15 protein-coding genes are annotated in these 14,945 nt (G+C 63.0%); 11 read left to right on the forward strand and 4 right to left on the reverse strand.

All coding sequences use genetic code 11. The features are described 5' to 3' along the window. Nucleotides 1-48 precede the first annotated feature (48 nt). The 4 genes from pyk (at nucleotide 49) to AACO21_RS08500 (ending at nucleotide 5,024) form a co-directional block, all read left to right on the forward strand. Nucleotides 49-1,482: a pyruvate kinase gene (pyk, locus tag AACO21_RS08485; RefSeq protein ID WP_346192081.1), complete on the forward strand. Its 1,434-nt coding sequence runs from the start codon at nucleotides 49-51 to the stop codon at nucleotides 1,480-1,482. 41 nt (nucleotides 1,483-1,523) lie between these two features. Next, nucleotides 1,524-2,588: a class II fructose-bisphosphate aldolase gene (gene fba / locus AACO21_RS08490; RefSeq protein ID WP_346192082.1), complete on the forward strand. Its 1,065-nt coding sequence runs from the start codon at nucleotides 1,524-1,526 to the stop codon at nucleotides 2,586-2,588. A 151-nt stretch (nucleotides 2,589-2,739) separates the two neighbouring features. Next, nucleotides 2,740-4,053 (forward strand): DUF3422 domain-containing protein, encoded by a 1,314-nt coding sequence (locus tag AACO21_RS08495; RefSeq protein WP_346192083.1) that lies wholly within the window; start codon nucleotides 2,740-2,742, stop codon nucleotides 4,051-4,053. Nucleotides 4,054-4,091: 38 nt separating this feature from the next. Then, nucleotides 4,092-5,024, forward strand: coding sequence for a phosphoribosylaminoimidazolesuccinocarboxamide synthase (locus tag AACO21_RS08500; protein ID WP_346192084.1), 933 nt, complete (start codon nucleotides 4,092-4,094; stop codon nucleotides 5,022-5,024). 99 nt (nucleotides 5,025-5,123) lie between these two features. On the opposite strand, the gene AACO21_RS08505 is transcribed toward AACO21_RS08500, so the two are convergent. Continuing rightward, complete coding sequence (locus tag AACO21_RS08505; RefSeq protein ID WP_346192085.1) at nucleotides 5,124-5,978, reverse strand: hypothetical protein; 855 nt, start codon at nucleotides 5,976-5,978, stop codon at nucleotides 5,124-5,126. Between the two features lie 142 nt (nucleotides 5,979-6,120). On the opposite strand from AACO21_RS08505, the gene AACO21_RS08510 reads away from it, so the two are divergent. From AACO21_RS08510 to AACO21_RS08540, 7 genes are all read left to right on the forward strand, one after another. Then, the gene (locus AACO21_RS08510) at nucleotides 6,121-6,894 is read left to right on the forward strand and encodes a DUF2189 domain-containing protein (RefSeq protein WP_346192086.1); all 774 of its coding nucleotides are present in this window, start codon (nucleotides 6,121-6,123) and stop codon (nucleotides 6,892-6,894) included. A gap of 58 nt (nucleotides 6,895-6,952) precedes the next feature. Continuing rightward, nucleotides 6,953-9,010, forward strand: a complete 2,058-nt coding sequence (locus AACO21_RS08515; protein ID WP_346192087.1) for a M3 family metallopeptidase — start codon at nucleotides 6,953-6,955, stop codon at nucleotides 9,008-9,010. Nucleotides 9,011-9,024: 14 nt separating this feature from the next. After that, entirely contained in the window at nucleotides 9,025-9,483 is a 459-nt protein-coding gene (locus AACO21_RS08520; RefSeq protein WP_346192088.1) for a glutaredoxin family protein, read from the forward strand. Beyond that, nucleotides 9,480-10,244, forward strand: a complete 765-nt coding sequence (gene xth / locus AACO21_RS08525; RefSeq protein ID WP_346192089.1) for an exodeoxyribonuclease III — start codon at nucleotides 9,480-9,482, stop codon at nucleotides 10,242-10,244. The genes AACO21_RS08520 and xth overlap by 4 nt, the downstream gene beginning before the upstream one ends. A 7-nt stretch (nucleotides 10,245-10,251) precedes the next feature. After that, nucleotides 10,252-10,920, forward strand: coding sequence for a Crp/Fnr family transcriptional regulator (locus AACO21_RS08530; RefSeq protein WP_346192090.1), 669 nt, complete (start codon nucleotides 10,252-10,254; stop codon nucleotides 10,918-10,920). A gap of 72 nt (nucleotides 10,921-10,992) precedes the next feature. Continuing rightward, nucleotides 10,993-11,187 carry a DUF2892 domain-containing protein gene (locus tag AACO21_RS08535; protein WP_346192091.1) on the forward strand — a complete coding sequence of 65 codons (195 nt, stop codon included), beginning with the start codon at nucleotides 10,993-10,995 and terminating at the stop codon, nucleotides 11,185-11,187. Between the two features lie 281 nt (nucleotides 11,188-11,468). Next, entirely contained in the window at nucleotides 11,469-11,846 is a 378-nt protein-coding gene (locus AACO21_RS08540; RefSeq protein WP_346192092.1) for a hypothetical protein, read from the forward strand. Here the strand turns inward: AACO21_RS08540 and rsmA are convergent. From rsmA to AACO21_RS08555, 3 genes are read right to left on the reverse strand one after another with little or no spacing between them, the layout of a single operon-like run. Next, nucleotides 11,831-12,619, reverse strand: a complete 789-nt coding sequence (gene rsmA, locus AACO21_RS08545) for a 16S rRNA (adenine(1518)-N(6)/adenine(1519)-N(6))-dimethyltransferase RsmA (RefSeq protein WP_346192093.1) — start codon at nucleotides 12,617-12,619, stop codon at nucleotides 11,831-11,833. The genes AACO21_RS08540 and rsmA overlap by 16 nt on opposite strands. 12 nt (nucleotides 12,620-12,631) lie before the next feature. Further along, nucleotides 12,632-13,639, reverse strand: coding sequence for a 4-hydroxythreonine-4-phosphate dehydrogenase PdxA (gene pdxA / locus AACO21_RS08550; RefSeq protein ID WP_346192113.1), 1,008 nt, complete (start codon nucleotides 13,637-13,639; stop codon nucleotides 12,632-12,634). Then, nucleotides 13,639-14,943 (reverse strand): peptidylprolyl isomerase, encoded by a 1,305-nt coding sequence (locus AACO21_RS08555; protein ID WP_346192094.1) that lies wholly within the window; start codon nucleotides 14,941-14,943, stop codon nucleotides 13,639-13,641. Before AACO21_RS08555 ends, pdxA begins: the two co-directional genes overlap by 1 nt. Nucleotides 14,944-14,945: the final 2 nt, after the last annotated feature.

Raw genomic sequence — 14,945 nt, forward strand, 5'->3', positions numbered from 1 at the left:
ACCGCCCCCGTAATACCCAAACCAAAGACAACACAGGGAGACACCCGCATGCCGCGCCATACCAAGATCGTCGCCACCCTCGGCCCCGCTTCCTCGACGCCCGACGTGCTCGAGCGCATGGTGGAGGCCGGCATCGACGTTGTCCGCATGAATTTCTCGCACGGCACGGCCGACGACCACAAGGCCCGCGCCGCTGCCATCCGCGTTGCCGCCGCCAAGAAAGGCCGCACCGTCGGCATCCTGGGCGACCTGCAAGGCCCGAAAATCCGCGTCGGCAAGTTCGAAAACAGCAAGATCACGCTGGCCACCGGCGACGCCTTCATCCTCGACGCGGCCTGCCCGCTCGGCAATCAGGAACGCGTCGGCCTCGATTACAAGGAACTGCCCAAGGACGTGAAGAGCGGCGACATCCTCCTGCTCGACGATGGCCGCCTGAAGCTGACGGTCGACGGCGTCAAGGGCACCGAAATCCACACGCGCGTACTGGTCGGCGGCGACCTCTCGAACAACAAGGGCATCAACCGACAGGGCGGCGGCCTGACCGCGCCGGCGCTGACCGCCAAGGACATGGAAGACATCAAGACGGCCGCAGAAATCGGCGTCGATTTCGTCGCGGTCTCCTTCCCGAAAAGCGCGGCCGACATGTACATGGCCCGCCAGCTCCTGCGCGCCGCCGGCAGCCAGGCCGTGCTGATCGCCAAGATCGAGCGCGTCGAAGCCGTCGAAAACCTCGATGAAATCCTCGACGCCTCGGATGGCGTCATGGTCGCCCGCGGCGATCTGGCCGTCGAAGTTGGCGATGCCTCCGTCCCGGCCCTGCAAAAGAAGATGATTCGCCTGGCGCGCGACAAGAACAAGCTGACCATCACCGCCACCCAGATGATGGAATCGATGATCCAGTCCCCGGTGCCGACCCGCGCCGAAGTCTCCGACGTCGCCAATGCCGTGCTCGATGGCACCGATGCCGTCATGCTCTCGGCCGAAACCGCGAGCGGCAAATATCCGGTGGAAACCGTCGAAGCCATGGCCCGCGTCTGCGTCGAAGCCGAGCGCTCGGCCGACATCACGCTGGACCGCGAATTCCTCGACCGTGTTTTCACACGCATCGACCAATCCATTGCCATGGCCGCCATCTGGACGGCCCACCACCTCAAGGTCAAGGCCATCGCCGCCCTCACCCAGTCCGGCTCGACCGCGCTCTGGATGAGCCGCATGAACTGCGGCGTGCCGATCTATGCCCTGACCCCGGATGCCGGCGCCGTCGCCCGCATGGCGCTCTACCGCGAAGTCTATCCGCTGCAGATGTCGCAGGAGCACACTGACCGCGACCGCCTGCTGGCCGAGGCCGAAACCCTGCTCATCGAACGTGGCGTCGTCGACATCGGCGACCTCATCGTGCTCACCATCGGCGAACCGATCGGCACCGCCGGCGGCACCAACACGCTGAAGATCGTCCGGGTCGGCGAGCACCAAATCATTTAAAATAGACCGATTCACATTCAACGATTTACACAGGAGTCCCCATGCCGCTCGTCTCCATGCGCCAGCTGCTCGACCACGCCGCCGAAAACGGTTACGGCCTGCCCGCTTTCAACGTCAACAACATGGAACAAGTCTGGGCCATCATGGAAGCGGCCAATCAGGTCGATGCCCCGGTCATCATGCAAGCCTCGGCCGGCGCCCGCAAATACGCCGGCGAGCCCTTCCTGCGTCACCAGATTCTGGCTGCGCTCGAAGCCTACCCGCACATCCCCATCGTCATGCACCAGGACCACGGCCAGAACCCGGCTGTCTGCATGGCTGCGATCAAGTCCGGCTTCTCCTCCGTGATGATGGACGGCTCCCTGCAGGCTGACGGCAAGACCGTCGCCAGCTACGAGTACAACGTCGAAGTGACCCGCAAGGTCGTCGAGTTCTCGCACGCCATCGGCGTTTCCGTCGAAGGCGAACTGGGCGTGCTGGGCAGCCTGGAAACCATGAAGGCGGACAAGGAAGACGGCCACGGCGCCGAAGGCACGATGAGCCGCGAAGACCTGCTGACCGACGTCGAGCAGGCCGCCGACTTCGTCAAGCAGACCAACTGCGACGCGCTGGCCATCGCCATCGGCACCAGCCACGGCGCCTACAAGTTCACCAAGAAGCCGACGGGCGACATCCTCGCCATCGACCGCATCGCCGAAATCCACGCCCGCATCCCGAACACCCACCTCGTGATGCACGGCTCCTCCTCCGTGCCGCAGGAACTGCTGGCCGAGATCCGCGAATTCGGCGGCGACATGAAGGAAACCTACGGCGTGCCGGTTGAAGAGATCGTCAAGGGCATCGCCCACGGCGTGCGCAAGGTCAATATCGACACCGACATCCGTCTCGCCATGACCGGCGCCATCCGCCGCTACCTGGCCGAGCATCCGGACAAGTTCGACCCGCGCGACTTCCTGAAGCCGGCCCGCGAAGCCGCCAAGAAGATTTGCGTCGCCCGCTTCGAAGCCTTCGGCGCAGCCGGTCAGGCCAGCAAGATCAAGGCCCTGACGCTGGACAAGATGGCCGAGCGCTACGCCAAGGGCGAACTGAACCAGATCGTCAAATAAGCCCTCTTCCGACGGTCGACCGTCTGCAGCCGCCCGGATTCGTCCCGGCGGCTGTTTTCTTTTCCGGCGCCCCAAATACGCAACAATTGCGCACAATTTCGGCGAAACACTGGGCTACAATCTGCCGCAGTGCAACATTTCTGACGACGCCATGCATCCGCGCCTGCTCCTCGCCCAACTGGAAGAACACCCGCTGCGCCAGCGGCTGAACAACGAATTCCACGCCCGCCCGCCGATCCCGATCACTGGCCCGGTGCTCGTCTCGCATCTGGTCTTCAAGCACAGCGCCACGACCGGGCAGGCCGAGAAGGAAAATCTCGCCAAGCTTTGCCAAGGCCATGTGTGCACGGCCATCGACAGCTCCGACGCCCACGTCATGATCGAGACCGGCGCCTTCCGCATGCGCTGGGAGCTGCACACCGAATTTTCCAGCTACACCTTCTTCCAGTCGCTCGAGCCGGGCCAGGAACTCTCGCCAGACGCCACCGCCTTCGATGCGGTCAATCCGGAATGGCTGGCCGGCATTCCCGGCAAGCTGATGGTGGCCGCGCATGTCGAGCTACGGTCGACCGCTGAAATCAGCCCGGAATCCGTGCTCGCCAACCTGACCCCGAACGGGCGCACCATGGTTGCCTCCCGCGTGGCCGACAACGCGGCGTGGATCTTCACCGACTTCAAGATCGACAACGGGTTCTCGCGCTTCCTGATCCTGAACGAGAGCATGACCCAGCGCCAGACCGGCCGCACCGTCCAGCGCCTCGTCGAAATCGAGACCTACCGCATGATGGCCCTGCTCGGTCTGCCGGTCGCCAAAGAGGTCGGCAAATGGCTGTACAAGGGCGAAAAGGAACTGGCCGAACTGATGGACCGCATCGGCCAGGCCAAAGGGGCGGAAGACGAACGCCAGATCCTCGCCGCCATGTCGCGCCTGGCTGCGGAGGTCGAACACTCCGTGGCCCGCACCACCTTCCGTTTCGGCGCCGCCCGCGCTTACCACGGGCTGGTCATGCAGCGCATCGAAGAACTGCGCGAAGCGCGCATCTCCGGCCTGCCGACCTTTGCCGAATTCATGCAGCGCCGCCTGCTGCCCGGCATGAACACTTGCGAAGCCATCGCCCGCCGCCAGGAAGAACTCTCCGCCCGTGTCGCGCGCAACTCGCAGCTCCTGCGTACCCGCGTCGATATCGAACTGGAGCGCCAGAACCAGGAACTGCTCGGCCAGATGAACCGCCGCGCCAAGCTGCAGCTGCACCTGCAGGAAGCCGTCGAAGGCCTCTCCGTCGTCGTGCTCACCTACTATGGCTCGCAGCTCGTGCAATACCTCGCCAAGGGCACCAAGGACCTGCACCACCTCAATACCGACCTGATCACCGCCGCGTCGATCCCTGTCATCGCCGGTCTGGTCGCCTGGGGCACGCGCCGCATGCGCAAAAAGCTCGCCGCCGAAGATGCGGGCGCACACTGATTTATAATCACGCTTTTGCTTTTACCGGGACCACGATCGTGACCGCACCGCTTTTCGAATCCACCATCACCAGCCTGCCGCTCCTCTCCAAGGGCAAGGTCCGCGACATCTACGCCGTCGACGCCGACACGCTGCTGATCGTCACCACCGACCGCCTGTCCGCCTTCGACGTCATCCTGCCGGACCCGATTCCGCGCAAGGGCGAAGTCCTGCAGGCCGTCGCCAACTTCTGGTTCGAAAAGCTCGGCCACATCGTGCCGAACCAGCTGACCGGCATCGACCCGGAAACCGTGGTCGCTGACAACGAACGCGAACAAGTGCGCGGCCGCGCCGTCGTCGTCAAGCGCCTGAAGCCGCTGCCCATCGAAGCCGTCGTGCGCGGCTACGTGATCGGCTCCGGCTGGAAGGACTATCAGGAAACTGGCGCCATCTGCGGCATCCCGCTACCGGCCGGCCTCAAGATGGCCGCCAAGCTGCCGTCCCCGATCTTCACCCCGGCCACCAAGGCCGAAGTCGGCGATCACGACGAAAACATCTCCTTCGCCAAGGCCCAGGCCAACACTGCCGCCGCCTTCGCCGACGTGCTCGCCGGCACCGGCAAGAACGGCGCCGAACTCGTTGCCCAGGCCCGTGACGTCGCCATCAAGCTCTACGAAGAAGCCGCCGCCTACGCCCGCGGCCGTGGCATCCTGATCGCCGACACCAAGTTCGAATTCGGCATCGACGCCGCCGGCACCCTGCACCTGATCGACGAAGCCCTGACCCCGGACTCCTCCCGCTTCTGGCCCGCCGACCAGTACGAAGAAGGCAAGAACCCGCCTTCCTACGACAAGCAATACGTCCGCGACTACCTGGAAACCCTGGACTGGGGCAAAGTCGCCCCCGGCCCCAAACTCCCGGCCGACGTCATCGCCCGCACCAGCGCCAAGTACATCGAAGCCTTCGAAAAGCTCACCGGCAAGACGCTGTAAGCCGACGCCCCTGGCTGCAATACAAAACGCCCGCTTGATGCGGGCGTTTTTCATTGGGTGGCGGCTAGCGACCCTAAGCGGACCTTCGTAGTTGCACCGCTAGTTCACACCCTCAATCTCTTGTGGCTCAACGCCTTCAAACGCTAGAAGCCGATTAAAAAGCTCTTGTTCGAGCAAGAACGGCCCATTCATTCTCTGCGAACGAAAAAAAGCATTAAGGTATCCCGCTGCTGCATGGGAGACATCGAGCAGTATGTCGTTTACCTGCTTGGCTGTTGCTTCTCGAAAGTCTTCAGTAATTGCACTCAGCTCGGAGTGCGCCTGATAAAAGAAATTGACGCCGAACGGCGAACCATGAATTACCTCCGATGACACCGAGTAATTTAATGCGTAGGCACCTAACAAGCGACTTCCCGCTTTCTTGCCCGCAAGCTCTCCCACCCGCCTGATTCGACTTGGAGTATCCAGTTGGGACCACTCGCGACAAGCCCCCTTTGCTGTGAACTCTTCAAATTCAACAGGTGGAGTCGGGTCATTATCAGATGATGAAATACTTAGCGTAAATTCTCCACTTCCGACTTGGCGATTTACTTCTTTCCATGCTCTATACCGAACCCAGCGCACAGCCCTTTCTGCTATCAATTCGGACTCCACCAGCAGAAATGACGCATTGACAAATGATTCAACAGCACTCCGCGCTATCGGATAAAGGTCACGAACGGGGATGCCACGCCAGTCAGTACATTTCATGATGGTATGAACAGACTGACCCGCACCCAGAGCGATATGTTGCGAAGTTTTTAGCTTAGCCTCACTGAGTGAGCACTGTAACTTCTCGCCTCGAAATTCGGCTGCCCCCTGTGTGGCCACATAAAGGCTTAGGCGCAACAACTCCATTTGTTCATTAATAATTCCCTTCAGAAGGGTTTGATGCTCAGCGAGATTGCTGCTCACGGCATTTCCTTAAGGTGCATCCAATACCATTGATATGCCTGAATAATAATTCGGCAATGACCGCTTGTGGCCGAATCCCCCCCACTGAACCCCGCCCCCACTCTCCGGTCAAACAGCCGTAACCCCGACCGAGGAGACTGTCATGCATCCCCGTTTCGATTTTCCTGTGCGCGGTTTGCCTTTGCCGCGGATTCGGCACGTTGCTGCGGCGCAGCCTTTGTCCTGGCTGAAGGCGGGTTGGCAGGACCTCCGGGCGAATCCGCTGCCCTCGCTGGCGTATGGCCTGCTGTTTGCGCTGGGGGGCGATCTGATCATCCTGGCGGCGCTGGAACACCCGCACCTGATCTCGGTTGCCATCTCCGGCTTTTTCCTGGTGGCGCCGCTGCTCGCGGCGGGCTTGTATGAACTGAGCCGCAGCCATGGCGAGGGGGAGAAGCTGCTGTTCATCGACTCTTTGCGCTGCTTCCGGCGCAACGGGCAATCGCTGGCCTTTTTCGGGCTTTTTCTGGGCTTGACCATGCTTTTCTGGGAGCGCGTGTCGGCGGTGGCCTTCGCGCTCATCGCCATCGACACCCCGGCGATGGCCAGCGCCTACCTGAGCGACATCCTGCTCAACGGCGAACATCTCGCCTTCACCCTGACCTGGCTCCTGGCCGGCGGCCTGCTGGCGCTCTTTGTCTTTGCCATCAGCGTGGTGGCGGTGCCCATGATGCTCGATCACGACACCGATGCGGTCACCGCGGCAACGACCAGCCTGCGTGCTTTCAGCCAGAATCTGCCCGCGCTGCTGCTCTGGGCCGGCCTGATTGTCGGGCTGACCCTGTTTGGCTTTGCCACGCTGCTTTTCGGCCTGGTCATCATCATGCCGATTCTCGGCCACGCCTCGTGGCACGCTTACCGCGACCTAGTAGAATAGATCGTTATACGTCCCAACACGGGCGGCCTGGACCGCCCGTTTTTATTGCGCCGACACCATGACCCTCGCACAGAACCCGCTGCTCGACTTCACCGACCTGCCCCGCTTCGACCTGATCGAACCGGCCCACGTCAAACCCGCCATCACCCAGTTGCTCACCGAAGGCCGCGCCCTGGTCGAGCGCCTGATCGCCGATCCGGCGCCCGTCACCTGGGAGAATTTCGCCGGCGCCCTCTCCGATGGCCTCGAAGGCCTGGGCCGCGCCTGGGGCGTGGTGGGCCATCTGCATTCGGTCAATGACATCCCGGCCTGGCGCGATGCCTACAACGAGATGCTGCCCGACATCTCCCGCTTCTACACGGAGCTCGGGCAGAACCTGCAACTCTTCGACAAATACCGCGCGCTCAAGCAAAGCCCGGAGTACGCCGGCCTGAGCGCGGCCCGCAAGAAGATCATCGAGAACCAGCTGCGCGACTTCCGCCTGGGCGGTGCCGAACTGCCGGAAGACCAGAAGCCGCGCTTCCTGGCCATCTCCGAAGAACTCTCCCAACTGGCGGCCAAGTTCTCGGAAAACCTGCTCGATGCGACCAACGCTTTCGCCGAAATCGTCACCGACGAGGCGGAACTCGCCGGCCTGCCGGACTACGCCAAGGAAGCCGCCCGCGAGGTCGCACAGAAAGCCGGTCTCGACGGCTGGAAGTTCACCCTGCATGCGCCGTCCTACGGTCCACTCATGCAATATGCCGAAAACCGCGATCTGCGCCAGCGCATGTACCGCGCCTACGCAACGCGCGCTGCCGAGATCGATAACGGCTATTCCAAGCCGGAATGGGACAACGGCCCGATCATGCAGCGCCTGCTCGCCCTCAAGGCAGAAGATGCCGCCATGCTCGGCTTCAACAACTACGCCGAGGAATCGCTGCTGCCCAAGATGGCCGATACGCCGGCACAAGTCCTCGATTTTCTGCGCGACATGGCGAAGAAGGCCAAGCCCTTCGCCGAACGCGACATGGCCGAGCTGCTCGCCTTTGCCCGCGACGAACTCGGCATCACCGACTTCCAGCCCTGGGATGCCGCCTTCGTCTCGGAAAAGCTGCTCCAGGCCCGCTACGCCTTCTCAGAGCAGGAGGTGAAGCAGTATTTCACCGAGCCGAACGTGGTCGGCGGCCTGTTCAAGGTCATCGAAAGCCTGTTCGGCGTCCGCGTGAAGCCGGACAGCGCTCCGGTCTGGCATGAGGACGTGCGCTTCTACCGCCTGGAAACGACCGACGGCGCCCTGGTCGGCCAGTTCTACATGGATCTCTACGCCCGCGAAACCAAGCGCGGCGGCGCCTGGATGGACGAAGCCCGCTCGCGCAAGCGCACCGCAAGCGGCATCCAGACCCCCATCGCCTACCTGAACTGCAACTTCGCCCGTCCGGTTGGCGGCAAGCCGGCCACCTTCACGCACGATGAAGTGATCACCCTCTTCCACGAAGCCGGCCACGGCCTGCACCACCTGCTGGCGCGCGGCGAAGAAGCCGGGGTATCCGGGATTCACGGCGTGGAGTGGGATGCCGTCGAACTGCCCTCGCAGTTCATGGAAAACTACTGCTGGGAATGGGATGTCCTGCAAGGCATGACCGCCCATGTTGATACCGGCGCCCCGCTGCCGCGCGCGCTCTACGACAAGATGCTCGCCGCCAAGAATTTCCAGAGCGGCATGATGACCGTACGCCAGCTCGAGTTCTCGCTCTTCGACATGATCCTGCACAGCGAATTTGACCCGAACGGGCCGTCGACCGTCATGGATGTGCTGAATACGGTTCGTCAGGAAGTCGCCGTGCTGATCCCACCGGCCTGGCACCGCTTCCCCAACAGCTTCTCGCATATCTTCGGCGGCGGCTACGCGGCCGGCTACTACAGCTACAAGTGGGCCGAAGTCCTCTCAGCCGACTGCTACGCCGCCTTTGAAGAGGCGGGCAACCCGTTCGACCCGGAGGTCGGCAAGCGCTTCCTCGACGAGATTTTGTCGCGCGGTGGCGAACGTCCCGCCCTGGAGAACTTCAAGGCCTTCCGTGGCCGCGAACCCAGCCCGGATGCCCTGCTGCGCCACAGCGGCATGGTTGCCGCCTGATCGAGGAGCCCCGCATGCGCCGCCTGACTGCCGCCAGCCTCACCCTGCTGCTCACGGCCAGCGTCTTTGCCCAGACTTACCGCTGGACGGACGCCAATGGCCGCACCATGGTCACCGACACCCCGCCCCCGGCGGGCCGCTCGGCCGTGCAGAGCGGCAGCGGGCCGGTGCCCAATGACGGCCTGACGCCGGCTGCACGACAGGCAGCGGCCAATTTCCCGGTCATCCTGTACACCAGCGAGACCTGCGGCGATCCGTGCAAGCAGGCCCGCGACCTGCTGCAAGGACGCGGCGTTCCGTTCACCGAAAAGCCCGTCAAGACCGCGCAGGAATTCGATGAATTCAAGCAGTTGACCGGCGACGCCTTCGTGCCGACCCTCAAGGTGGGCCGCCAGGTCCTGCGCGGGCTCGAACCCAACTCCTGGCAAAGTCAGCTCGACTTTGCCGGCTATCCGAAAGGCAAAGGCAAATGAAGATTGCCGCCTGGAATGTCAATTCCCTCAAAGTCCGCCTCCCCCATCTGCTCGACTGGCTGGCCACCGAAAACCCCGATGTGATCTGCCTGCAGGAACTGAAGCTGGAGGACGACAAGTTTCCCCGCGCCGAAATTGAGGCCGCCGGCTATCACGCCGCCTTCTTCGGCCAAAAAACCTACAACGGCGTCGCCCTCATTTCCCGCCATCCGATCGAGGATGTCTGCCTCGGCAATCCGCATTACCCGGACGAGCAAAAGCGCCTGATCAGCGGCACGATCAACGGCGTGCGCGTCGTCTCCGCCTACATACCCAACGGCCAGGCCGTCGGCAGCGAGAAATACGCTTACAAGCTGGCCTGGCTGGACGGGCTGATCACGTGGTTGGGCGAGGAAATCAAGGCGCACCCGCAGCTGGCGCTGTGCGGCGACTACAACATCGCCCCGGACGACCGCGACGTGCATGACCCCAAGCGCTGGACCGGGGAGATCCTCTGCTCCGAACCGGAGCGGCACGCTTTCCAGCGCCTCCTCGACCTCGGCCTGACCGACTCTTTCCGCCTCTTCGAGCAACCGGAAAAAACCTTCTCCTGGTGGGATTACCGCATGCTCGGCTTCCAGAAGAACCTGGGCCTGCGCATCGACCATATCCTGCTCTCCCATCCGCTCGCCGGACGCTGTACGGCGGCGGGCGTGGACCGGGCACCGCGCAAGCTGGAGCGCCCCTCCGACCACGCCCCGGTCTGGGCCACCCTGGATTGAAAATGGCATGGTAAATACGGTCGACCGTCGGAGCCTGCTTGCGCGCTACCCGGCTTTTCAGGGGCTGCCCGATGCGCTGCTCGATGGCCTCTGCGCTCCTGGCGCCGTCATGCACATCCCGGCCGGCACCCAGCTTTTTGCCGAACAGCAGGCCTGCCCGGGCTTTCCGCTGCTGATGGCGGGCAGCATCAAGGTGCTCAAGCTCGCCGCGAGTGGCCGCGAATTGATGCTCTATCGCGTTCAGCCGGGCGGCTCCTGCATCATTTCCTCCTCCTGCCTGCTCGGCAAGGCGGATTACAACGCACGCGGCATCGCCGAAACGGCGCTCACCCTGCTCATCCTGCCGGTGGCCGAATTCAGCCGCCTGCTGGTCGAGCATCCGCCCTTCCGGGATTTCGTGTTTCACCTGTTCACCGAACGCATTGCGGAATTGATGCAACTGGTCGAAGAAGTCGCCTTCGCCCGCCTCGACCAGCGTCTGGCCAAACTCCTGCTGGCGCGTCAAAGCACTGCGCTGAACGTGACCCACCAGCAATTGGCAGATGAACTGGGCAGCGTCCGTGAAATCGTCAGCCGCCTGCTGAAAGGCTTTGCAGCACAGGGTTTGGTCACGCTTGGCCGCGAGCAGGTGACGATTACCGATCGCCCCGGCCTGCAAAAACTGGCGGCTGTGTAACCCAGGTTACAGACCTGCCCCACGGTGATGCTTAAACTGGCGCCATCTCAACACCGTAATGGAGAACGCAACATGGCAGCCAATGTGGGTGGTATCGACAAAATCCTGCGTATCGTCGGCGGTGCCGGCCTGATCGGCGCCACGGCCGCCGGCCTGCTCCCGACCTGGGGCTATATCGGCATCGTGCCGCTGGCCACCGGCTTGATGGGCTGGTGCCCGCTGTATCCGCTGCTCGGCATGAACACCTGCCCGATCAAGAAAGACTAAGGCAGCACAAGGTTTTTCCAGCTTTTTGCAGAAGGCGGCCGGGGCAACCCGAGCCGCTTTTTTTGTCTGTTTGACCCTCTTTTTGTTCATCAAAAGGGACGCAGGAGGACGGAGAGATTCCCCCCCAGCCTGGACACATCCGCAGCCCCCCCCAATCAAGGGAAAGGCATGCCTAAAGCGATACTGCACAGCGTGACCACACCACTTTTTTGACATACTTCCTGTCAGAGCACACCCGCCCTGCGTACAATGCGCACAGCCAAAACAAAACCAAGACGGGCATGCCTTTTACTCTCGAATGGACACAACGCGGCGTCATCAAGCGCTTTCACGGCCACCTGAGCGGGTACGATCTCGTTGCCAGCGCCGAGGCTGTGGGCAGCGACCCACGCTACGACCGTCTGCGCTTCATTCTGAACGATTTCACGGCAATCGGCAGTCACGCCATCGATGCCACAGATATCGAGCATTACGCCTCGCTACGCATCGGCGCCGCTTTGCATAACCGCCACGTCCTCTCGCCCTTCGTGGCGCAGGGCAATCCCGGCGAGCACATTGCCCGCTGTCTGCAAACGCCCGATTATGAAAACGGCCATCCCGTCGAGACCTTCCCGGATCTCGACAGCGCGCTGCACTGGGTGGCTCAGCGCGTCAAATAATTGGCGATCCGGACGTAGTCTTCCACCGGCACGTCTTCGGGACGCAGGGTGGGGGCAATCCCGAGCGCAGTGAACCCAGCATCATCGAGAATGCCTTTGAGGGTATTACGCAGCATCTTGCGGCGCTGGGCGAAGGCGGCCAGCACCACACTGGCCAGCTTGTCCGGATCTTTCGCGTTGAGTTCGGCGGCGGGCTTGGGGATCAAGCGGACCACGGCAGACTCGACTTTGGGCGGCGGATCGAAGCTTTCCGGCGGCACGTCGATCAGCCACTCCATCCAGAAGCGGTATTGCAGCATCACGGACAAGCGCCCGAAGTCGGCATCGCCCGGCTCAGCGACCATGCGTTCGACGACTTCCTTTTGCAGCATGAAGTGCATGTCGACGACCCGGTCCGCGTAGTCGGCCAGATGGAAGAGCAGCGGCGTGGAGATGTTGTAGGGCAGGTTGCCGACGATTTTCAGGCGCGGCCCGATCGTCGCAAAATCGAAGGCCAGCGCATCGCCTTCGTGCACGGTCAGGCGTTCGGGCGGATGTTTCTGCTTCAGGCGGGCAATCAGGTCACGGTCGATCTCGACCACGTGCAGCTGATCCACCTGCGCCATCAACGGCTCCGTCAGCGCGCCGAGGCCCGGACCGATTTCGACCACCTGGTCACCGGCCTGCGGCCGGACAGCACCAACGATGGCATCGATGATGCCGCGGTCGACAAGGAAATTCTGGCCAAAACGCTTGCGGGCGACGTGTGTCGTGCCGGCGACCGGTTTCTTCATGATGGATTCTTTCTAGCGTAGAGGCTGGCTGCAACGCGCCATGCGCGCGGCCTCAGCCACGGCTTCAAACAGGCTGCCGGGGTCGGCACGGCCGGTGCCGGCGAGTTCAAGGGCAGTACCATGATCGACCGAGGTACGGATGATGGGCAAGCCGAGCGTGACATTGATGCCATGGCCGAACGTGGCGTACTTGAGCGCCGTCAGCCCCTGGTCGTGGTACATCGCGAGCACGGCATCGCCCTGCGCGAGCACTGGCGGGGTAAACATCGTATCGGCCGGATGCGGCCCGGACAGGTCCATACCCTCGGCACGCAGCTGCGCCAGGACCGGGGTGATGACCTCGATCTCCTCGCGCCCGAGGTAGCCCCCCTCGCCGGCATGGGGATTGAGACCGGCCACGAGGATGCGCGGCCGGGCAATGCCGTACTTGGTTTTGAGGTCGGCATCGAGGATGCGCAGGGTGCGCGTCAGGACATCTGCCGTAATCGCCGCCGGAACATCCTTGAGCGGCAGATGGGTCGTCGCGAGCGCAACGCGCAGCGGACCGCGCGGCGTATCCCCGGCAAGCATCATGACGACCAGCGGCGTCCCGGTTTCGTCGGCCAGATATTCCGTATGACCGGTAAACGGGATACCGGCGGCGTTGATCACGCCCTTGTGCACAGGCGCGGTGGCCATCGCCGCAAACTCACCGGACTGACAACCCGCCAGCGCGCGATCGAGCAATTCGAGCACGTAGGGGCCGTTGACCGTCTCCAGCTCACCCGCCACAGACGCCGTACGCAGCGGCACATGGCAGACGACGAGGGCCTGCGGGGCAAGCGGCTGATCGACGGCAAGGGCCGCCTCGTAATCAATCAGGTGTACATCAAGGTCGAGTTGGGCAGCACGCTCAGCCAGCAGATGGCGATCGCCGAGTACAACGATGCGCGCATCGGCCTGCGGCCCGGCAAGGCGCAGACAGAGCTCCGGCCCGATTCCGGCCGGTTCGCCGCTGGTGACGGCGATGAGCGGCTGCATCATTGTTCCTGCAGGCGGTTTTCGACGTAGGTGCGGTCGCGCAGCTGACGCAACCAATCCTGATAGGCATCGTCCAGCTTGCGCTCACGCAGCGCCTGACGGGCCACCGCGCGCTGACGCTCGGCCGAGACATCGCGCTCGCGACGCTCCTGCACCTGGATCAGATGGAGACCGAACGGCGACTGGATGACCGTGCTGACCTCGCCCGGCTTCAGCGCATCCATGGCACGCTCGAACTCCGGCACGGTATCGCCTGGATTGAGCCAGCCCAGATCGCCGCCCTTGGGCGCCGAGCCATCCTGGGAATAGAGGCGGGCCTGTTCGGCAAAGTCGGCGCCATGGCTGATGCGCTCACGCACATTCTCCAGTTTGCGGCGGGCTTCGGACTCCGAAACAATCTCGTTGATACGGATCAGGATGTGCCGGGCACGGGTTTGTTGAACCGCAGCCGGGGCCGCGCCACCGCGCTTGGCAACCAGCTTGATGATGTGAAAACCGGCCGAGGAACGTACCAGATCGCTCACCGCGCCGAGTTGCAGGCGCGTGGCCGTTTCAGCGTACAGCGCCGGCAGACGATCCGGAGAGCGCCAGCCGAGTTCGCCACCCTGCAGCGCATCGGGTGCGTCGGAATAGGCTGCCGTCAGTTCGGCAAAATTTTCACCGGCCTTGGCCCGCTTGAGGGCCAGTTCAGCCCGCTGACGCAGTTTCTGAATCTGCTCCGGCGTGGCCGATTCCGGTGCACGCAACAGGATGTGTGCCAGCTGGAACTCTTCCTGGTTGCCCGATGCTGCCTGGTTGGCCAGGTAGTTGTCGATTTCGCTGTCGGAGATGACGAGACGGCTATCGACCTCACGCTCACGCAGACGGGCCATGGTCATTTCGCCCCGGATTTCCTCGCGGAACCGCGGATAGGCGATGCCATCCTTTTCCAGCGCCTGGCGGAACTGCTGCGGCGTCATCTTGTTGTTTGCAGCAATGCGGGTGATCGCCTGGTCGAGCTGGGCATCGTCGATGCGCAGGCCGCTTTCCTTGGCGTACAGCAACTGGGCCCGGTCCATGATCAGGCGTTCCAGCATCTGGCCTTCCAGCACGTCTTCCGGCGGCAAGGGCGTGCCCTGCTTTTGCAACTGCTTCAGTGCGGTCACCAGACGGGCCTTGAGTTCGCGATAGGTAATCACCTCATCGCCCACCACCGCCACGATGCGGTCTGCTTCGACCGGCTCACGCGCTGCTTGCGCGGTCGGGACAGCAGTCGCCAGCAGGGCGGCCAGAATGAGACAGGAGCGCAGAAAAGGAGTGAACATGG

Origin of the sequence: Dechloromonas sp. ZS-1 (genome assembly GCF_039649255.1) — a bacterium.
Lineage (GTDB): Bacteria > Pseudomonadota > Gammaproteobacteria > Burkholderiales > Rhodocyclaceae > Azonexus.